This is a genomic window from Barnesiella sp. An55, assembly GCF_002161555.1.
In the GTDB taxonomy this organism is placed as follows: Bacteria; Bacteroidota; Bacteroidia; order Bacteroidales; family Barnesiellaceae; genus Barnesiella; species Barnesiella merdipullorum.
The window spans coordinates 1-20,506 of sequence record NZ_NFHZ01000023.1 but is presented as its reverse complement, the minus strand read 5'-3'; the positions used below and the strand labels follow the sequence as shown (position 1 = coordinate 20,506).

15 protein-coding genes are annotated in these 20,506 nt (G+C 53.3%); 7 read left to right on the top strand and 8 right to left on the bottom strand.

Annotated elements, in window-relative coordinates:
* Window positions 1-272: 272 nt before the first annotated feature.
* The 7 genes from B5G10_RS11955 to B5G10_RS11925 form a co-directional block, all read right to left on the bottom strand.
* Window positions 273-3,119 (bottom strand): endonuclease, encoded by a 2,847-nt coding sequence (locus B5G10_RS11955; RefSeq protein WP_087424961.1) that lies wholly within the window; start codon window positions 3,117-3,119, stop codon window positions 273-275.
* A gap of 60 nt (window positions 3,120-3,179) precedes the next feature.
* The gene (locus tag B5G10_RS11950) at window positions 3,180-5,234 is read right to left on the bottom strand and encodes an endonuclease (RefSeq protein WP_087424960.1); all 2,055 of its coding nucleotides are present in this window, start codon (window positions 5,232-5,234) and stop codon (window positions 3,180-3,182) included.
* Window positions 5,235-5,396: 162 nt separating this feature from the next.
* The gene (locus tag B5G10_RS11945) at window positions 5,397-6,617 is read right to left on the bottom strand and encodes an ABC transporter permease (protein WP_087424959.1); all 1,221 of its coding nucleotides are present in this window, start codon (window positions 6,615-6,617) and stop codon (window positions 5,397-5,399) included.
* A gap of 18 nt (window positions 6,618-6,635) precedes the next feature.
* Window positions 6,636-7,817, bottom strand: coding sequence for an ABC transporter permease (locus B5G10_RS11940; RefSeq protein ID WP_087424958.1), 1,182 nt, complete (start codon window positions 7,815-7,817; stop codon window positions 6,636-6,638).
* 41 nt (window positions 7,818-7,858) lie between these two features.
* Window positions 7,859-8,860: an efflux RND transporter periplasmic adaptor subunit gene (locus B5G10_RS11935; RefSeq protein WP_087424957.1), complete on the bottom strand. Its 1,002-nt coding sequence runs from the start codon at window positions 8,858-8,860 to the stop codon at window positions 7,859-7,861.
* Between the two features lie 39 nt (window positions 8,861-8,899).
* Window positions 8,900-10,354 (bottom strand): TolC family protein, encoded by a 1,455-nt coding sequence (locus B5G10_RS11930; RefSeq protein ID WP_087424956.1) that lies wholly within the window; start codon window positions 10,352-10,354, stop codon window positions 8,900-8,902.
* Between the two features lie 218 nt (window positions 10,355-10,572).
* Window positions 10,573-11,466 (bottom strand): hypothetical protein, encoded by an 894-nt coding sequence (locus tag B5G10_RS11925; RefSeq protein WP_087424955.1) that lies wholly within the window; start codon window positions 11,464-11,466, stop codon window positions 10,573-10,575.
* 329 nt (window positions 11,467-11,795) lie between these two features.
* On the opposite strand from B5G10_RS11925, the gene B5G10_RS11920 reads away from it, so the two are divergent.
* From B5G10_RS11920 to B5G10_RS11890, 7 genes are all read left to right on the top strand, one after another.
* Window positions 11,796-12,377: a PASTA domain-containing protein gene (locus tag B5G10_RS11920; RefSeq protein ID WP_158098824.1), complete on the top strand. Its 582-nt coding sequence runs from the start codon at window positions 11,796-11,798 to the stop codon at window positions 12,375-12,377.
* Between the two features lie 18 nt (window positions 12,378-12,395).
* Window positions 12,396-13,457, top strand: a complete 1,062-nt coding sequence (locus B5G10_RS11915) for an RluA family pseudouridine synthase (RefSeq protein WP_087424953.1) — start codon at window positions 12,396-12,398, stop codon at window positions 13,455-13,457.
* A gap of 73 nt (window positions 13,458-13,530) precedes the next feature.
* The gene (locus B5G10_RS11910; RefSeq protein ID WP_087424952.1) at window positions 13,531-14,697 is read left to right on the top strand and encodes a 1-acyl-sn-glycerol-3-phosphate acyltransferase; all 1,167 of its coding nucleotides are present in this window, start codon (window positions 13,531-13,533) and stop codon (window positions 14,695-14,697) included.
* An 84-nt stretch (window positions 14,698-14,781) separates the two neighbouring features.
* Window positions 14,782-15,972, top strand: a complete 1,191-nt coding sequence (locus B5G10_RS11905; protein ID WP_087424951.1) for a metallophosphoesterase — start codon at window positions 14,782-14,784, stop codon at window positions 15,970-15,972.
* Entirely contained in the window at window positions 15,969-18,098 is a 2,130-nt protein-coding gene (locus B5G10_RS11900; RefSeq protein WP_087424950.1) for a Tex family protein, read from the top strand. Before B5G10_RS11905 ends, B5G10_RS11900 begins: the two co-directional genes overlap by 4 nt.
* Window positions 18,095-18,505: a 2-amino-4-hydroxy-6-hydroxymethyldihydropteridine diphosphokinase gene (folK, locus tag B5G10_RS11895; protein WP_087424949.1), complete on the top strand. Its 411-nt coding sequence runs from the start codon at window positions 18,095-18,097 to the stop codon at window positions 18,503-18,505. The genes B5G10_RS11900 and folK overlap by 4 nt, the downstream gene beginning before the upstream one ends.
* A gap of 12 nt (window positions 18,506-18,517) precedes the next feature.
* Window positions 18,518-19,282, top strand: a complete 765-nt coding sequence (locus tag B5G10_RS11890; protein ID WP_087424962.1) for a nitroreductase family protein — start codon at window positions 18,518-18,520, stop codon at window positions 19,280-19,282.
* 262 nt (window positions 19,283-19,544) lie between these two features.
* Here the strand turns inward: B5G10_RS11890 and B5G10_RS11885 are convergent, their stop codons facing one another.
* Window positions 19,545-20,204, bottom strand: coding sequence for an HAD family hydrolase (locus tag B5G10_RS11885; protein WP_087424948.1), 660 nt, complete (start codon window positions 20,202-20,204; stop codon window positions 19,545-19,547).
* Window positions 20,205-20,506: the final 302 nt, after the last annotated feature.

Here is a 20,506-nt window from a genome sequence, read left to right as displayed (position 1 = left end):
TCTTCGTTGTATATCTTGTTTATTTATTTTCATACCTTCGAAGATCTCCCGGCCGAATTGACTTCGTTCTCTCTTTCTCTTGTACTACACTTGCTTCTTTTCAGTCTTGTCAATGAACTTTATCTCCCTCGCTTTCCCGAGGCTTCGTGGCCCCTTTCCAGCGGCGAAAGTGATGCAAAGGTACACCCTTTACCCCTTTCGCTCCAAATTTTTTACCAACTTTTTTTCAAAAAATTTTCAGCCTCGACACAAAGCCTTTAGTCCTCTGTGTTTTACAACCTCATTTTTTTTCGAAGAACCCGAGTATCGGTAACCACATTTACCAGATAAATACCTCGACAGGCCTCGATACTTATTTCGTTACGCCCTGCGACGGGTTCGGAAAAGAGCATTTGTCCCGACAGATTATAAACCGAGACTTGTCCCTTGCCCGATAGTCCGGTGATGAGAATGTGACCCTCGGAGGCATAGACCGACAGAGCCGTGGCGTCGAGTTGCGGAAGTGCCGAGAACTCGGCGGTCATTACCGACTGAACGGGAGACCAAAGCGAAACGGCATCGTCGCAAAGGGCCCGCACTTGATAACGATACTGGGTCAACGGCGAAAGGCCCTCGACAAGTGCCGAGGAGACCTGCCCTACCCGCTCTTGCGAATGGACGTTGTTGGTATAGTCGCCATACACGATGGTTACATCGTCGATTGCCACATTGCCGGTGGCTTTATTGGCATAGGTTATCTTCATAGCCGTAACCTGCTCGTCCACTTCGAAGGTATAGCTGGGATAGTTTTTGGAGGTATTGACATAGCGCAACGTATCGACGGGGCTCCAGTTGCCCCCTACCTCTTTCTCGACCACCACATAAGAACCGGTGCCCGACGAGGCGAAACGGTACATGAACGAGAAGGTGACGATTCCCTGAGGATAGCTGGGGGTACGGAGGTATTCGCCTGTTTTTTTCAAAGCGACCGAAGGGGCCGATTCGCCACTGCTTGTGGCCGAGGTGTAGTTGCCACTGGCCGTTCCGTCCCAGCCATCGGGCAAAGGCTTACCGTTTGAACCCACACCGTCGAAGCCTTCGGTCACGGTGTGCTGCTCACCCGACTGGGTAAAGCAGAGCACTTCGTAGCCATCGGCATCGGGCACCTCTTCCCAATTGACCCGGAAAGAGGTATCGGTTATCTCGGAGGCATCGAGCAGTTGGGGTGTCTCGAGCGAATCGGTCGTAAACTGCATGCTGTATGCCGCGGCAACCGTACCGACAGGGGTGACGGCATCGACCCGATAGGAGTAACGGGTCAACGGACGCAACCCGGTAAAGCGGTATTCCTGGGCGAGACCGGCCGACTCACTATTGTATATGTAGTCACTCTCCTGATCGAACTGCATAGCAAAACTGCCCAATCGAGAGAAATCGTCTTTGGGTGCCGAGGTCCATTCTGCCGCATCATATAGGGCCGAGGGGTGTGTAACCCAAGGCTGGCGGTAGAGGGTTTGGTCTTGTCCCCAATAAGCTATTTCGTCGGCACGGCCCACCACATCGATGATGACTCCGTTGCGGCAAAGGGCTACGGCATCGTTACCGTTGAAATTGAGAGGAGAGTCCTCCCCTCCGGGGAGAATCAGCGAAGCCTTAGCCTTGAGGGTTTCATCGGTCGATTGTCCGTTCAAGAGCAGATAGCTGCTACCGTTTGGCAACACGGCACTGCCCAACGGAGTGTCGTTGTAGAAATTGCCTCCACCGTTGGTCGAAATACACAAACTATAGACCGAGAGATCGACCGGAGCTCCCGTACCATTATAAATCTCGATGGCCTTGTTGTAGCTCGACCCCTCGACATAGGCCGAGATGATGAGATCGCCGGCTACCGTATTGCCTCGCCAAAGCGATACCCGATAGTCGGTAGCCGAAGGATAGTTAATCCAGTGCACCGTGGCCTCGGCGGCTGTTACATCGGTAGCCGAGGTGACGATGAACGAAGGCACGACCGTGAGCTGTACAGGGATGCGATATTGCCGCTCGAGACCTCCGCCCGCAATGGTCAAAGTGTCGCGATAGTTGCCTTGCGAAGGATTGTTGCAGGCAATTGTAAGCATATAGCCGTCGCTCACCTGTTGCGGGGTAATTGTCGTAGCCGATAGGGTAAACCGGTCGCCTTGTGCCCACGTGAACGAGAGCGGCGAGTCGAGGTTGTCGCCCAAGATTTCGAGTTGGGCCGTGCGAGAGTCGCCAGCCAAGGCGACACCCATGTCGATGGACTGTCCATACCGGGGCAATGCCAGGAAGGGTGCAGTCTCCTCGGGGAAGGTGTAGGTCTCGTCGTGGTGATTGCCCCACACATACTCTACCAAATCGGGATAATCGATATAGGGGTTGCGGTTGCCCTGTATGGTATAGACCGAATCGTTGCGGGCCATTTCGCGCTCGCTTGGCGGGTCTTGCCGATGCCACTTGAGCAACAGGTCGAGAGCCCAGGTTTTCCACACCGGATAGGTGTTGTTGTCGAGCATGGGCGATTGCCAGTAATCGTAGAGATTTTCATAAGCCGTGACTACATAGAAATAGGCACGGGCAAAATCGCCCTTGTATTCATCGGCCGGTTCGAAACAACGATCGGCATAATCCGTACCAAAGCCATTGACTCCAATCTTGGAGACTCCGTTGTCGAAGCCGGGCGTGCCCGTGACCTCGCCCAACGGCAGATTGTTTTTCGACGAATTGGCCGAACCGTCGGCCGGATAGAGGTGGTGCAGGTCGCGATAGGCGTTATTCTCGTAGGCACCCCACCAGCTCTTGGGGAAGGAGTGCTCGATGTGCATACCTTCGACTGCTTTGTAGCCATCGAAATAGCGCACCTCGGAGGAGTAACGATCCCACACACTGCCGTCGTCGAGACGATCGGTGCGCGAGAATCCCTCCCATGTGGCTCCCTCGCCACTGCCATAGCCGAGGGTGTGCATGGCACTTACAATCTGATGCAAAGCCGTTTTCAACTCGGCCCCACTCTTGCCGTCGGCGGCATAATAATAACCGGCAGGAATCGTCGCCCCCAGGCGAAACCCGAGGGAGACGATGACCATTACCGTTAAAACTATAGGAAGAAACTTGTTATTTTTCATATTTTTCAAGATTAAGACCAAGTAATATATCCTGTGAACCAGAGTCCACAGCTCCCGGATTTATCGAGAGCTGCATACCCGCACCGTAGTCTGCATCGAACGGGATACAATGCGCACGATATAGAGCCCCTCGGGCAACTCCCATTCGGCCTCCTCGTCGTGCAGTACCCGCGAGCCACACAGACGGCCGTCCATCGTGTACCACTGAGCCACGGCGTTCATGGGCGCATTGAGTATGTGCAGGGTCGTACCCGACGTGTAAACGAGGATATGATCGCTGGCTACCTCGTCGATTGCCGACGACCAGGTAGAAACCGACACCGTGTTGGATACCGTCTGTGCCGTCTCGCCTACATAGGGGGTGACGGTGTAGTGATACTGCACGGCCGGCGACAAGTTGTCAACCTCATATTCGGTCACATTGCCTACGCGACGGGGATAGCCGTCGAGAGTAACAGGGACGAATCCTCCCCCACTCTTCACTACCACACTGTGCAGATAGGCCCGATGGTCTTTCTTGGCCATGAAAGTGATGGTCGAAGCGGTCGTTCCCTTTGTCACGGGGATAGTCGTGGTAGTAGTACCGTCGAGAGCAATCTGCTTGATCTCTTCGCCATCGACCGAGACATAGAGTACCGACTGGTCGTCTTTATAAGGCTCGGCAACCACCGTTATCGAAGCATCGCCACTCGAGAGGTCGATGGTCGGTGAAGTAGCAGAACCTTCTTTACTACCCGATCCCAAGCGTATAGCTCCTGCATTTGTTTCATATTCTACATATCCTTCGTATGTCCAAGTAGTGGGTTTCGACGAGAATACCACGTTGAGCAATTCGCGTTCGGGAGCACTCGACGAATAGTCGTCGTACCACACATTCAGCTCATAGTCGGTAGCTCCCGACTTGGGAGTCCAGGCGGCCACAAACGAGTTCTTCGCAATATCCCTGGCCGGCAGAGCCACAAAATCGTCGATAGCCTTTCCGGTGAGGTTGACAACTACCGGCGAAGCCATTCCACCACCGGTGATATCGAGTGTAGCCCGATGCGAACCTACCAGTGTCGAGCGGTAAGAGAGCTCGATCATGGCTCCGTTGTTCACGGCGTCGGCCGTGAGGGTGCGGGGAGTAACCGCAAAGCACTCGCTATCGGTGCCACCAATCTCGAGCGAAATATCGCCCTCGAGATTGTGTCCCTTCACTTGCAACTGCATCGTGACCGGCTCGGATACATTGACCGAGGCGGTGCCCAAATCAAGAGTCGAGCCGCTTTGGGGAGTCTCGATATAGGGCGAATCTTCACCCACAGGCGAGAACGGTACATTGCGGCGGTCGCCAAAAATCAAATCGACCAGTTCGGGGTAGTCGATAAAGGGGTTGCGGTTGCCCTGCTCTTTCTGTACCGCATCGTTACGGTCGATCTCTTTCTGGCTTACGGGGTCCATCTCGTTCCAGCGGAGCAACATGTCGAGCTGCCACTGAACGATATGCGGATAGGCCGACACGAAGATGCCGCCCCAGTTGTCAATACGATCAAGATAACGGGTGGCAAAATAGAAATAGGTGCGGGCAAAATCGCCTTTATATTCATCATTGGGTTCGAAAACGGTGCCAGAGTAACCGGGAGTGACCGACTTGCCCCATTTGGAAAATCCGTTTTTTGAACTCGAAGCATCCGAACCTACCTCGCCAAAGGGGTTATTGCTGCGATAGCTGTTTATCTTGCCATCGGTAGGATAGATATGCCAGGCATCGGAATACATGGGCGACGCATCGTTGAACCAACTTTTAGGCACCGAATGCTCCCGGTTGTAACAATCGCCTTCATTTTTATAATTTCCACACTTATCAGTTCCAAAAGTAAAATCGGTTACATCGGAATACATATCCCACACCTTTCCGTCGGGCCGGCGGTCGGTCGTTTTGTAAACTTCCCACAAGCCATCGTAACCAACATTATCTGCATTATTTAAGATGACCGACAAACTTTTCTGCAAGGCTTCTCCGCTCTTCCCGATGGCATCGTCGTAATATCCGGCAGGAATCTCAGCCCACAACGAGAGCGAAAATAGGCAAGCAGCCATGACAAGCCCGAAACGAGTGTGTGAAATACGATTCATAATCTATTATTTAGGTTTTCAAATTTTAGAAAAGGGCGATAAAGATAATAATAATTTATCAAATCCCCCTTAAGAATCGTTCACTTTTACAAAAAAAACGAGCAGGCCGACCTCTTTTGTAGAGGTCGGCCTGCCGTGATAAGATTACTTTCGCCAAGCGAGTTATTCCGATTCGAGTACACCCGAATGGCCCCGCTTCTTGTCTTTCCATATCTGGTACCGATAGACCAGACAGGTAGTAACGAAATAGACTCCGGTGAGTATCCACAGCATCGTGTAGGCATGACGCACATCGTAAATACCGGCTCCGGCCGTATTCATGCGCACAAAGCCTTCGATACCCCACGTCGATGGAATGATGGCTCCCAGCCATTGCCAATACTCGGGCATGGCATATCGCGGCCAGGTGATACCCGAGATAAAGAGGAAGATGACCGAGGTAAAGACAAAGAGCAGGAAAGAGCTCTCGCGCTCCCGCACAAAGACCGAGAGGGTCATGCCAAAGAATATCGAGGCCAGCAGGAAAGGCACGGCAAACGAGTAGATCTCGACCTGACTGCCTATCTGCGGGAACTTGAACAGCCAGGGAATGAAGTGCAGGATGTAGGCCGTACACAAGACATACAGACTGAAGTAGCACAAAGCCTTACCGATAACCAGGTGCAACACGTTGTTGTGCATGTGCTCGCGGCCGCTGTAAAAGAGGTGTAACCGATGATGCTCATAAATGCCACCGGCCAACATACCTATACCCAGGATAAGGCTCTGTTGCAGAATAAGTATCAGAATGGCAGGCAACAGGAACGAAGCCAGACCCGACTCGGGGTTGTAGAGATTGACCGACACATAGGGAATGGGCTGTGCAGCTACGTTGATCTGCTCCTGGGTAGCCCCGCCCAGCGACTCGGTCTGCAACTGTCCTCCCAGATTCAGGGTCACATCGGTCAAGGCAATGAGAAAACCTTTGTAATTGAGCAGAATACTCATGTCGGAGTAGAACGACACGACACTCTGCTCGCCCCGCTCGATCTTCTGACTGAAATCGCTCGGGATAAACAAGATACCGTAGCAGTTCTTCTCGTGCATCATGCGCTTGGCCTCGTCCATATTGGCACAATACGACACGATGTGGGCATGCGGCGTGGCATCCATCTCACGGGCCAGCTCCCGGCTCAAGGGAGTGCGGGCGTTATCGACCACCACCATGGGCACCTCGCGCACCACCTCGGGATTATAGACCGCGGCATAGACAATGGGATAGACAAACGGCAATGCGAAGAAGAAAAGGATTACCCCGAAATCCTGGAAAACGGCACGATACTCCCGCCGCCAAATGTAATAGATGTCGGCCAATCCTATTTTTATGGAATGAAACAATTTCATAACAATCGTTTTTTTACATCAGGGCACATATATCTGCCGCATGAGGGCTTTTTTGAGTCGGGGCAACAACGGAGTCGATGCCACGGCAAACAGGATGAGTGCCACATAGTGCCAGCGCGAGTAATAGAGCGGTATGCCGTTGAGCGCCTGATCGACATAAATCAAGAAATAGTGCCGCACCGGCAACACATACGACATGGCCTGGAAGGGCAGGTACATGGCCGGTACCGGGAACGAGAAGCCGGCAATGGAGAGCGACAAGACTCCCACCAGCCCGGCGGCACTCAACCCGATGCGCAACGAAGGGGCTATGCTCATGATGATTACAGCGAAACTCTGGGTCGATACCACCAGCAGAAACATGGCCGCAATCATGTGCCAGATATTCCCTTGCATGGGGAAGTGCAGATAGCCATAAAGCATGGCCACATAGAAGAGCCCCACGGCAAAAAAGATGATGGTTTGAGGCACGAGCTTCCCGGTAATGGCGACGATTATCGAGTCGTCGGCCGTGCGCAACCATTCACGCGCGGTGGCGTGCTTGATTTCGGAACCGATGCTGAAGACCGTTACCAGCAGAATCATGAGCTGCAGCAAACCGGGCAGGAACGAGTTGTTGAGATAGACCGAGTAGCTTATCCACGGGTTGCCCAGCGCATGCATATCAGAGGCGATGGGCTGCAACTTGGCCATAATCTGCGACTCCTCGACCCCGGTGGCAAGCAGCACCTGCCGCACCACGGCTCCCGAAGCCAATACCGACATGGTCTTGAAACTCTTGTAGAGCAACGAGGCGGGAATGTAGTAGGCATTGTTGGTATAGAACGAGATTTCGGGCTGACGGCCGGCTGTGGCCTTGGCCTCGAAACCCTCGGGAATCATGAGGAAGCCAAAGATGTCGCCCGACTGCATGAGCTCACGGGCCTCGGTAAAGCTGTTGAGTTTGTACCGCACATCGACCGACTCCAACGCTCCCAACTGCTGGGTAAAGTCTTGCGACGAAGAGGAGTGATCTTGATCGACAATAGCTACCGGTATCTTGTGGGGCAACCCCTCGTGCATCAAGGAGAACATGAAGAGGCAGCAAAACAGGGGAGCCACCACCATGCACAGCACATAGGCAGGACGCGACACGAGTTGCCGCATCTCCCTGACGATACTCGCCCACAAGCCTGTAGTATTTTCCTTTTGTTCTGTCATATCGAATCTCCCGATGTTAAACGTATAGACAACAGGCCGGCTTACTTATCGCGTTTCAACAGAACCGACATGCCGGGACGCAGGTTTTCGACCGGCTCCACGGGACGTGCCTTCACCTCGAAGGTCTTGGCGTCGTATTGCCCGGTTACCTTGGTGGCGCGCCACACGGCATAGGAACCCATATCGCGTATATAGAATACCTTGAGGGTAACCTCCTTGTTGTCGAGAGCCGGAATCACGGCACGCACTTCGGCGCCCATGGTCAGGTCGGCCAGCAAATCTTCACGCACGTTGAACGATACCCACATGTCGTCGAGTTTCAACACATTCATGATGGGTGCACCCAGGCTCACCAGCTCGCCCACGTTGGGGAATATGTCGGAGATTTCGCCGTCGGTAGGAGCCGTCAGATACGAGTCGTCGAGTATCGACTCAACCTCGGCCACACTACCCCGGGCAGCAGCCACCATGGCAGCGGCGGCAGCCTTGTCTTCGGCCTGAGCTCCGGCCTTGGCCATCTCGTATTGCGAACGGGCAGCACTCTCGGTAGCCACCATGGCCTTGTAAGAGGCCTCGGCCTCGTCGCGTTTCTGTGCCGAGATGACACCCTTCTTATAAAGCGACTCCATGCGGTCGTAGGTCTTCTTGGCTATGGTAAGACCGGCCTGAGCCTGCTGCCACATATCGTAAGCCGAGTTGAGCATCTCGATGCGGGTACCCTTATCGACCTTCTTGTTCTGGGCTTGTGCCACCGACTCCATGGCCTCAGCCTGGGAGAGCTTGGCTTCGACAAGCGACGAATGTATGTGTACCAGTGTATCGCCGGCCTGCACGTGTTGCCCCTCTTCGACCATAAACTCGACCACTCGTCCCGGCAGTTTACCCGAGACCCGTACTTGGGTCGCCTCGGCCTGTCCCTGAATAATCTGGGGCTCGGGTTTGAGCAGGAACAGTCCTATCAAGGCCAAAACAACGATAATGACAATCAAAGCAATGAGTCCAACGACCAGACTATGCTCTTTCTTTTCTCTTAGATTTTCCATCGTAAATCTTGTTTTGCTATTTTTTTATTTTCTCTTTTTTCAATATCTCATGGTTCCCAAGGCTTTAGCCAGATATACCTCGCAGAGGCGGGTATCGATTTCGGCATCGATTTTCTCCGACTGGGCCTCGAGCCAGGCAGTCTGAGCCTCGAGCACGTTGGTCGTGGTGAGCACGCCCTCTTCAAACCCCACCTGGGCATTGCGCAGGTTTTCGTCGGCCTTCTCGAGATTCTTCACGGCCATGCGGTAGGTGCGATAAGCCTCAGAGGCTTTGAAAGCGGCCTGATTGACTTGCAGCTCGATTTTCTCTTTCGTGTCGGCCAGTTGCAGTTTGGCTACCACGGCCTCACTCTTGGCTGCCTTTATCTTGTTGAAGTTCTGCCCCCAGTGCAGGATAGGAATATTGAGCATGACCCCCACGCTGAACATGCCGTCGAACTCGTTTTTGAAACCGTTGAAGGCATTGGGGTTGGTAAACGAATAGGTACCTACCAGAGCCAACTTGGGCAACATGTCGGAGAGGGCCAGGTTCTTTTTCTTCTCATAAATCTTGGCCGCATAATCGAGGCTGAGCACCTCGTTGCGGTTCTTAAACACCTCTTCCATATTGTAGGCGAGCGGTTGTTCCTGCGGCTCGACCCTATCCAGCGATTCGTCTTCGAGGGTAAAGACCGAATTTACGGGCAACCCGCAAATCTGAGCCAGGGCCATACGCGACAGTGCCAGACCGTTATCGACCTTGGCCAGGGTTATCTGCGCGGCGTTGAGTCGCACGGCTACCGTGAGCCCGTCGGACTGGGTGGCTACCCCCTCCTCGATCATATCCTGCACATGGCGGTTAAGGGTATCGAGCAGAGCGGTATAACTCTCGGCCAACTTCTTTTTATGAACGAGCGACACCACCTGCCAATAGGCCTCGTCGGTTTGATAGACAATCTCCTTCTCGGCCGTGTTGCGCTGCGAGACGGCCAACTTCTCGGCATAGCTGGCAATATCGTTGAGGGCCTTGATTTTGCCTCCCATGAAGATGGGTTGCGTCAAAGTGACCAACCCGGCATAGACATTGTGCACGTCGAACTCGAAGGCCTCTTTGGGGATGAGCGCCACGGTTTGGGGAATGGGCTGCCCGTTGTTCAGGATGGGCTCGCCCGTCATGGGGTTGGTTACTATGTTATACTTATATTCTTGGGTGGCCAGGTCGAAACTCTTGGTGGGCAGGTATTGGTCCTCTTCCAACAGCGAGATGGATTTCTGGTTATACATATAGGTGCCGGTAAAGTCTATCCCCGGGAAATAGGCTCCCCGGGCCGACTTCTTGGTATAACCCGCGCCCTTGACTTTCTCTTCGGCAATGCGCAATTGCTTGTTGTTCTTCAAAGCCATGCGGCGACACGAATCGAGCGATACGGGTTGCTGTGCCGAAACGGTTAAGAACGAGAGCAGAAAGAGGGCGACCAAGACTCTTCCCGCCAGTAAGTGTCGGTTCATTCTCATATCTTTTTACCTTTTACGTTGCAGGGCCAATACTTGCCATGCTTATAGTTGCCTAAACAATTTTATATCTTAAAAAAATAATGCCCTCGGCATTGTCCCGCAAAAATACGCCGAGTTTAGCATTAAACAAACATTTGAGGTCTTTGTTTTCTCTTTTTACCGTTTTTTAATACTCCGGTCTGCAAAGGAGCCATGAGTCTCACAGGGCCTGCGTCGTCTCACTCTTTCAAGGTGAAGGAGCGAGAGCCTATCTTGTAGTTGTCGGCAAAGATATCGACGCGATATTCACCGGAATAGAGGAACTCCTCGACGGCCCAATACATGGTCACATCGTTCAACTCGTCGCCCGTAAACTCGATGAGTCGGCGGCACGAGAAGTTGATCTCGCGATTTTCAAAGGGGAATACATCGGCGCGGTCTTTAACCAGCACATCGCCATCGGGTTTCACAATGCGGGCATAGATATATTTCTCGCCCACCTCGGCCGTTACATTCTTGGCGATAGAGAAGCTAATCTTTATTTTGTCGGTCTTCTTGATGCGCTTGGCCACCTTGCCCCGCGAATCAATGGGAGTTACCACAATACCCACAGCATCGAGTTTCGAGGCCAGGGTCACCTTCTCGGTAAGCTCTTCACGTTCCTGTTTCAGTTGATTGGCCGTCTCCGACACTTCGCGATAGCGGCGGGTCACCTGGGCATTCTCTTCACGCAGCTGCTTGTTGGCAGCATTGAGCGAATCGATTTGCATCACATAGTGACGCATGATACCTCGCAGTGTGGCAAGTTCTTTCTTCAACTCCTCGATACGGGCCGAACTGGTATTCTTGACCGTGCGCAACTCTTCGAGCAAGCGCTGAACTTTTACCTTCTCGGCATCGAGTTTCTCGATGAGCGAGTCGTTGTTGAACATCATCTGCTGTCCTTCGAACTGGTCGTACTGGGCCGCCAGATCGCTATACTCCTTCTCGAGCTCGGTGCGTTGCTTGTCGATCTCGACCTGCTCCTTGAAGTCGGACATCTGTTTATGCTGGATATATATGAAAACACCCGTCCCTATCAAAGCGACAGCCAACACGGCGATAATAATCACTACCAATTTACTTCTTTTCATAGTTTATTCAGAAACTATTATTCGCGTGCAAAAGTAACTCATTCTCGCATATCAATCAAGGAGAGATAGATTATTTAAGTTATAAATGTTAAAATAGTTTGCTTTATTCACTTCGCGAAATGCAGCGCAAGCACGAACGAGGCTATCGGCAAAAAGAAAGGAGAGCCGGTGAGAAAAATCTTTTTCTCATAAAAATAATTAAGTTAATGCCTATTGCAAACGATTTTCCCTATCTTTGTGAAACCTTAGAAAAAACATACGCCTGAGCATTTATGGGAAAATTGATAGAATTTTTCAAGAAGCACCCGATAATCAAAACATTAGTTCAGATGGTTATCGTTTTTTTCCTGCTGATAGGAATTACCCTGTATGGGCTCAAACTATATACCCGACACGGAAAAGCCGTGCTGGTACCCGATGTGAAAGCCATGGCTCTGCCCGATGCCCTGCGCACTCTCGACCGCAATGGCTTCGAATATGACATCATCGATTCGCTCTATATCGACGAGGCTGTGCCCGGCACCATCGTAGAACAGACTCCGGCCGCAGGCAGCAAAGTAAAGTCGGGACGCACTGTTTACCTCTCGATCAACGCCTATTCACCCCGCATGATTACCTGTCCCAAGGTATCCGACATGTCGATGCGGCAAGCCCTCTCGACACTGGAGAGCCGAGGATTGAGCGATGTGCGCATACAAGAGGTACCCTCGGAATACCCCGACCTGGCTATCGGCCTGCAATACCAGGGCGAAACAATCGAACCCGGCGATAAAATCCCGGCCAACAGCACAGTGACTCTGCTCGTGGGCAGCGGGATATCAGAGTCTTATCCCGACTCTGATATCGAAGGAGAATTCCCGCAAACACCCGACGCCGAGACTCCCATCACCGATGACAGCTGGTTTAACTAAACTGATGCTTCGAAAAGAATGAACTTTTGCGACGAAGACATAGAAGCCGATGATAAAATCGTTGCCGAAGAGGGCGAACGCGAACTGTATGAGCACTTTCGGTTCGTTGCCGACAAGGGGCAGAGCCTGCTGCGGGTGGACAAGTTCCTGGTAGCTCGCCTCGAAAGCTCGTCGCGCAACCGAGTGCAACAAGCGGCCGAAGCCGGCTGTATCCTCGTCAACGGCAAGCCCGTCAAGTCGAACTACCGGGTAAAGCCGCTCGACGTCGTGTCGGTGGTCATGGATCGTCCCCGCTACGAATTTGAAATCATCCCCCAGGATATTCCACTCGATGTCGTCTATGAAGACGATGCCGTGCTGGTGGTCAACAAACCGGCCGGGCTAGTGGTGCATCCCGGGCACGGCAATTACAGCGGAACACTGGTAAATGCCTTGGCCTACTACTTCCGCAACACCCCCAACTACGACGTGAACGACCCCCGACTGGGACTGGTCCACCGCATCGACAAAGAGACCTCGGGCCTGCTGGTCATCGCCAAGACACCCGAAGCCAAGACCAACCTGGGTTTACAATTTTTCCACAAGACTACCCAACGCAAATATGTGGCCCTCGTATGGGGGCTCATGGAGCAGGACGAAGGCACCATAGTGGGCAACATAGGCCGCAGCCTCAAAGACCGCCTGCAAATGACCGTATTCCCCGACGGAGACCAAGGCAAACATGCGGTTACCCACTACAAGACCCTGGAACGACTGGGATATGTTTCCATCGTTGAGTGTAAACTCGAAACCGGGCGTACACACCAGATTAGGGTACATATGAAATATATAGGACACACGCTGTTCAACGACGAGCGTTACGGCGGGAATCAGATACTCAAGGGGACTACTTTCTCGAAGTATAAACAGTTTGTTCAAAACTGCTTCGACATCTGCCCCCGACAGGCTCTTCACGCCAAGACTCTCGGATTCAAGCATCCGGTCACGGGCGAAGAGATGTTTTTCGACTCGCCTATCCCCCAGGATATGACACAGCTTTTTGACAAATGGCGCAACTACACCGCCAACCGAGATATATAAGGAGAGATTATTAAGACAGAGAAAAAACAACCCATCAACAAAAAGACGGTTCTATACCTTAAAACAAAGAGTTATGGAATGCCCAAAAGAATTTGACGATATCAGGCCGTTTTACGACCGTGAGTTTCACGACAAGATGAAAGTCTTGGTCAAAGAACCGAGATTTGAACATGCCGTACGATATGTCTTGCCCGACGTCAACTACGACGAGTTGTGCCAACAACTACTCGCGCTCGACAACAAGAAAGATTTTCAACTGCTCATCATGCGTGCCTTCCTCGAAGGACTCACCAAGAAGACAACCCAGAGTCTCACCGAGGGAAACTTCGAAGTGCTCGACAAGAACAAGAACTACACCTACATGTCGAACCATCGCGACATCATTCTCGATGCCTCGTTCCTCAACCTGCTGCTCATCCGGCACGGGATAGACACCAGCGAGATTGCCATCGGCAACAACCTGCTTATCTTTGAATGGATATCCGACCTGGTGCGACTCAACAAGAGCTTCATCGTGAAGCGTAACGTAGGCATGCGGCAGATGCTCGAGGCGGCTCGTCAACTGTCGGGGTATATTCACTTTGCCATCACCCAGAAGAAAGAGTCGGTATGGATTGCCCAACGCGAAGGGCGTTCAAAAGACTCGGACGACCGCACACAAGAGTCGCTCATCAAGATGCTGGGACTGGCCGGCAACGGTTCTCTCATCGACAACCTCAAAGAGATCAACATCGTGCCCGTCTCCATCTCCTACGAATACGACCCCTGCGACTACCTCAAGGCTCAGGAGTTCCTGCTCAAACGCGACAACCCCGACTTCAAGAAGACGCAAGAAGACGACCTCCACAGCATGGAAATCGGGCTGCTGGGCTATAAAGGACGCGTGCACTTCCAGATTGCCCCCTGCATCAACGACGAACTCGACAAGCTCGGCCACATCGAAGAGAAATCGGAACTGCTTGCCCAGACGCTCCGAATCATCGACAGGGGCATCCACCTGGGCTACAAGATATACCCCGGCAACTACATCGCCTACGACCTGCTCAACGGGGTGAATCGCTTTGCCGACCGCTACACCAGCGAGGAGCAGCTCACCTTTACCAACTACCTCCACTCGCAGTTGGCCAAGATTCCCAACATAACCGAAGAGAAAGACAAGCAATTCCTCAAACGGTGCATCCTGCTGATGTATGCCAATCCGCTAAAGAACCAACTGATTGCTCTGGGGCAAGAAGCCTGACAAGAAATCTATAAGACAAAACGATGAGTGGTTTTCGGCATAAAAACGCTCATCGTTTTTCTTCTCAAACTCAAAACAGAATCTATGCGGCTACCTCTTCTTCTCATCCTATTCCCGCTGCTGGCACTCCTGACCGATGCCTATATCGTCAAACGGAATCTGCAGCACAAGCCCAAATGGCTGAAAGCCCTTTGGTGGACCGTTTCGGGCGTGGTGCTTGTGGCCGTATTCCTGGCCGTGCTCTTCCAGTTCAAGTTCCGCGGGACAATCGACATCAATGTGGCCATGTGGATATTCTATGCCTTCTTCCTCATCTACATGCCCAAGTGGCTCTATACCCTCTGTTCCCTGTTCGATTACCTGCCCCGCCTGTGGCACAGGCAACGGAGCAACTGGGGACACTATGCAGGACTCGCACTGGCTCTCTATACCGTGGGAACCATGCTATACGGAGCCTTCTATGCCCGGCAGCACCCGGTATATAACTACCGCACCATCACCTTCGACCGCCTGCCCGAAGCCTTCGACGGCTACCGCATCGTGCAATTCTCCGACCTCCATATCGAGACCCTGGGATCGGCCGGCCGATATCTGCCCCGATGGGTAGCCGACATCGACAGCCTCCACCCCGACCTCATCGTCTTTACCGGCGACCTGGTCAATCGGCAGGGCGGAGAACTTCCCCCCTTCATGGAACAGCTCTCGCGACTCTCGGCTACCGACGGAGTCTATTCGGTACTGGGCAACCACGACTACGGCGACTACTATCACTGGCAATCGCCGGCCGAGAAAGAGAAAACTCTGCAAGAACTCATTGCCAACGAAGGGCGCATGGGCTGGCACCTGCTCAACAACCGTTCGGTGTGGCTGCACCGCGGCAACGACAGCATCGCCCTCATCGGGGTCGAGAACTGGGGCATGCCTCCCTTCCCCAAATACGGACGTCTGCACGAAGCCTACCCCGCCCTGAACGATTCGACTTTCAAGATACTGCTCTCGCACAACCCGCTGCACTGGCGCTACGAGGTGATACCCCAAACCAACATCGACCTCACCCTCTCGGGCCATACCCATGCCATGCAGCTGAAACTGGGTTGGAAGGGATTTGAGTACTCGCTGGCCGAGCCCATGTATCCCGAGTGGAGCGGCCTCTACAAAGCACCCGACAGCCAGCACCAGCTCTATGTCAACGAGGGCATGGGCTGCGTGTTCCTGCCCATTCGCATAGGAGCCCGACCCGAGATTACCATCATCACGCTAAAGAAAAGCTCATGAATACGACGTTCCACAAACTCCTCGCCCAGTCGCTGGGCATCGCCGAGCCGCAAATAGCCAAGACCATCGAGCTGCTCGATGGGGGAGCCACCATTCCCTTCATCAGCCGCTACCGCAAAGAGGCCACCGGTTCGCTCGACGAGGTGCAGATAGGCCACATCAAGGAGGGCTACGACCGCCTGTGCGAACTGGCCAAACGCAAGGAATCGATTCTTTCGACCATCGGCGAGCAGGGCAAACTCACCGACGAGCTGCGACAACGCATCGACAACTGCTGGGACGCGACCGAACTCGAAGATATCTACCTCCCCTATAAACCTCGCCGGAGAACCCGTGCCGAGATTGCCCGCGAACGCGGACTCGAGCCGCTGGCCAAAATCATCATGTCGCAGCGCAACGACCGCATCGAGGCCTGCGCCGCACGCTTTATCAACGCCGAGGTACCCGACACCGAAAGTGCCATTAAGGGTGCGTGCGACATCATGGCCGAGTGGATGGCCGAGAACGAGCGGGCCCGCAACACCGTGCGCCGAGCCTTTGAACAGAGCGGAGTCGTCACGGCCAAGGTAGTCAAGGGAAAGGAAGAAGAGGGCGACAAATACCGCGACTACTTCGCCTGGAGCGAACCCTTGCGGAGATGTGCCTCGCACAAGATACTGGCCGTGCGTCGCGGCGAAAACGAGGGGATATTGCGCGTATCGATTGCCCCCGACGACGAAAAGGCCATCGACCGCCTGCAACGACTCTTTGTCAAGGGCGAGGGCGAAGCCTCGAACCTCGTAGTCCAAGCGGTGACCGACAGCTATAAACGGCTGCTGCGCCCCTCGATCGAGAGCGAGTTTGCCGCCTCGTCCAAAGCGAAGGCCGACGACGAAGCCATCGCCATCTTTGCCGAAAACGTAAAACAGTTGCTCCTGGCTCCCCCGCTGGGACAGAAACGGGTACTGGCCATCGACCCCGGTTTCCGCACCGGCTGCAAGGTGGTCTGCCTCGACGCTCAAGGCAACCTGCTGCACAACGAGACCATCTATCCCCACCCACCCCGGCAGGACTATGCAGGCGCAGCCCGCAAACTCACCCAACTGGTCGAGAGCTACAGAATCGAAGCTATCGCCATCGGCAACGGTACGGCCGGGCGCGAGACCGAACAGTTTGTCACCAACCTGCGCTACGACCGCAAGATACAGGTCTTCGTCGTGAGCGAGAGCGGAGCCTCCATCTACTCGGCTTCGAAGGTGGCCCGCGAGGAGTTCCCCGACCAGGACGTAACGGTGCGCGGCGCCGTGTCAATAGGCCGACGCCTCATCGACCCGCTGGCCGAACTGGTGAAAATCGACCCCAAGTCGATAGGCGTGGGACAATACCAGCACGATGTCGATCAGGCCAAACTGAAACGGTCGCTCGACCGCGTGGTCGAATATTGCGTCAACTCGGTGGGAGTAAACGTCAACACCGCCAGCAAGCACCTGCTCACCTATATCTCGGGGCTCGGTCCCCAACTGGCTCAAAACATTGTGGCGTATCGCCAGGCCAACGGCGACTTCGTGAGCCGCAGCGACCTGCTCAAGGTGCCCCGCATGGGAGCCAAAGCCTTTGAGCAGTCGGCCGGATTCCTGCGTATTCCCCACGCAGCCAACCCGCTCGACAATTCGGCCGTTCACCCCGAGCGATATGCCATCGTTGAACAGATGGCCGCCGACCTGGGTTGCACCATCGACGAACTCATCGAGAACAAAGAGCTGAAAAAAGGTCTCGACCTGAAGCGATATATCGCTGGCGATGTGGGCATGCCCACCCTCAACGACATCATGGCCGAGCTCGACAAACCCGGTCGAGACCCCCGTCGGTACATCGAGATGATGGAGTTCGACGCCAAAGTCAAAACCCTCGACGATCTGCAAGAGGGCATGATACTCAACGGCATCGTCACCAACATCACTCAGTTTGGCTGCTTTGTCGATATCGGCATCAAGGAAAACGGGCTGGTTCACATCTCACAGATGGCCGACCGCTATGTAGCCAATCCCGCCGAAATTGTGTCCATGCACCAGCCGGTAAGGGTACGGGTCATCGGGATAGACCGCGAACGAAAACGCATACAACTCTCCTTAAAAGATGTGTCATGAATACCGCACTAATCAGTTTGGCTTCAAACACGCCCGATAAACAAGGGCAGATGGAACAGGCTTTTGCCGAGTTGCAGGCGATGGGTATCATTACCGACTCCTCCTCGATCTACGAGACTGCACCCTATGGTAACCCCCATCACCCCAACTACCTCAACGCCGTGGCCCGCATCTGCACCCCCGACGGGTATCCCGAACTCTACGACACCCTCAAGGCTCTGGAGCAGAGCCACGGCCGCACCCCCCAGTCGAAACAGAGCGGCGAGATACCCCTCGATATCGACATCGTCGTGTGGAATGACCAAACCCTGCGTCCCCATGACTACGAGCGCGAATATTTCCAAACCGGGCTCAAAGAGATACAGGCTGTGGAAAACCAACAGCACCACCCAATTGTTTCACATTAAATACAAATGCATATGAAAACTGTAGAAGAAACCCTGCTCAAACGCACATCGGTGCGTCGTTACCAATACGACAAGATACCGGCCGAGACCCTCGACTTCATCTACCGGGCCATCGCCAACACCCCTACCAGTTATAACGGACAACAGTTCTCGGTCATCGCCATCGACGACCAGGCCATTAAAGAGGAGCTCTACGCCATCACCAACCAGAAACAGATCAAGACCTGCGCCACGCTGCTGATGTTCTGCGCCGACTATCACAAGATCGACGTGCTGGCCCGGAAAAAAGGGATAGACAACCCGCACTTCGAAAACACGCTCGACGGCGTGATGGTGGGTATCATCGATGCCGCCCTGGCCATGCAGAATGCCGTTGTCGCCGCACAGGCCGCCGGATTGGGAAGCTGCTGCGTGGGATATGCCCGCACGGCCAACCCCGAGAAGATTGCCGAAATTCTGCACCTGCCGCAAGGCACCTTTGTCGTATGTGCCCTCACCCTGGGTATTCCCCGCGAGTCGCCCGACCTGAAGCCCAAACAACCCCTCTCGCTCGTGGTTCATCACAACCACTACCGCACCGACGACATGAGTGCCGACCTCGAGCAGTACGACCACACCATATCGGAGTACAACCGCCATCGCAGCGGCACCACCACCGAGAACGACTGGTGTGGCCACATACTCGACTACTACCGCATGGCTCTCGACTACGACATGGAGGGTTACCTCAACAAACAGGGTTGCAAACTGCCTTTTACACCCAAGAAAAAGGAGTGAAATTCGTCGATAAAGCAGAAAAGATTCCGACGGAAAAAGGGGCGGTTAGGCGACAATTTTCAGCCTTTTGTCGATACTGTTTTGCATTGGCCAAAAGCCATCATACATTTGTATCACAATTGATTAATCGCCCTATGTATATGTGAATATTACAGACTATTTTTTTCGATTAACTATTCTATATATTTTGGTTATGTAGCAATTTCGCTGGGAAGCGGGATTGCTACTTTTTTTATCAGAGGTACAGGGCTCGGCGAAACACCTAAGCCTCGATGCCACACAGCCGCCAGATGTCGTCGGGAGTCTCGGCCAAATGGCAGGCACCGGCCCGACTCAACTCGTCGCGGCCACGAAATCCCCAAGTCACCCCGGCCGACTCTACCCCGGCAGCCCGAGCCGTACACATATCTACATCCGAGTCACCCACATACAGAGTATCGTCCTTCTCTACCCCGGCACGTTGCAAGATATCATACACGATATCAGGAGCCGGTTTCGTGGGTATCCCCTCGCGCTGCCCCAGTACAGCCACAAACGGAATCTGGGGGAAAAAGTGCGCAATGAGCTTTTCGGTCCCAGCCTGATACTTGTTCGAGGCCACCGCCATCTTTACCCCCCGGGCCAACAACACCTCGAGCAGATGCGGCATCCCGTCGTAGGGACGTGTGTGATCGGTATTATGCTCGGTATAATACTCCAGGAAAAAGGTGCGCATGTATGCTATATTCTCGGCCGAACGAGACTCCTCGGGCAAAGCCCGTTCAAAAAGTTTGGTAATTCCATTCCCCACGAAATAGAGATACTCCTCTACCCGATGCTCGGGAAATCCACAACGACGCAAGGCATAGTTGGTACTCGTGGCCAGGTCGGCAATCGTATTCAGCAGCGTACCATCCAAATCAAAAATGACCAGTTGTTTCATCTTCTTCTACTTTTTAGGCATGCAAAGATAGTGAAAGGTGAGTGCAGAGGGAAACCGAAAACACAGTTTTCAAGGTTTATCTATGCCGAACCGACTCCTATCTTCTACAAAGATAGTGAAAGGTGAGTGCAGAGGGAAACCGAAAACACAGTTTTCAAGGTTTATCTATGCCGAACCGACTCCTATTTTAACGTGAGTTCGACGAATTGTAAGTGTTTGTAAATTTGGTGATTAGCGAAAATTGTTGTATCTTTATAGTACTGAATTACAAAGAATTACAAACAATAATCGCTATGATCACC

Excerpts from the sequence above, each read along its gene's own strand:
- B5G10_RS11925 (WP_087424955.1), bottom strand. The coding sequence starts at position 11,466 with ATGAAAAGAAGTAAATTGGTAGTGATTATTATCGCCGTGTTGGCTGTC.
- B5G10_RS11885 (WP_087424948.1), bottom strand. The coding sequence starts at position 20,204 with ATGAAACAACTGGTCATTTTTGATTTGGATGGTACGCTGCTGAATACG.
- B5G10_RS11955 (WP_087424961.1), bottom strand. The coding sequence starts at position 3,119 with ATGAAAAATAACAAGTTTCTTCCTATAGTTTTAACGGTAATGGTCATC.
- B5G10_RS11900 (WP_087424950.1), top strand. The coding sequence starts at position 15,969 with ATGAATACGACGTTCCACAAACTCCTCGCCCAGTCGCTGGGCATCGCC.
- B5G10_RS11920 (WP_158098824.1), top strand. The coding sequence starts at position 11,796 with ATGGTTATCGTTTTTTTCCTGCTGATAGGAATTACCCTGTATGGGCTC.
- B5G10_RS11950 (WP_087424960.1), bottom strand. The coding sequence starts at position 5,234 with ATGAATCGTATTTCACACACTCGTTTCGGGCTTGTCATGGCTGCTTGC.
- B5G10_RS11940 (WP_087424958.1), bottom strand. The coding sequence starts at position 7,817 with ATGACAGAACAAAAGGAAAATACTACAGGCTTGTGGGCGAGTATCGTC.
- B5G10_RS11945 (WP_087424959.1), bottom strand. The coding sequence starts at position 6,617 with ATGAAATTGTTTCATTCCATAAAAATAGGATTGGCCGACATCTATTAC.
- folK (WP_087424949.1), top strand. The coding sequence starts at position 18,095 with ATGAATACCGCACTAATCAGTTTGGCTTCAAACACGCCCGATAAACAA.
- B5G10_RS11930 (WP_087424956.1), bottom strand. The coding sequence starts at position 10,354 with ATGAGAATGAACCGACACTTACTGGCGGGAAGAGTCTTGGTCGCCCTC.
- B5G10_RS11905 (WP_087424951.1), top strand. The coding sequence starts at position 14,782 with ATGCGGCTACCTCTTCTTCTCATCCTATTCCCGCTGCTGGCACTCCTG.
- B5G10_RS11890 (WP_087424962.1), top strand. The coding sequence starts at position 18,518 with ATGAAAACTGTAGAAGAAACCCTGCTCAAACGCACATCGGTGCGTCGT.
- B5G10_RS11915 (WP_087424953.1), top strand. The coding sequence starts at position 12,396 with ATGAACTTTTGCGACGAAGACATAGAAGCCGATGATAAAATCGTTGCC.
- B5G10_RS11935 (WP_087424957.1), bottom strand. The coding sequence starts at position 8,860 with ATGGAAAATCTAAGAGAAAAGAAAGAGCATAGTCTGGTCGTTGGACTC.
- B5G10_RS11910 (WP_087424952.1), top strand. The coding sequence starts at position 13,531 with ATGGAATGCCCAAAAGAATTTGACGATATCAGGCCGTTTTACGACCGT.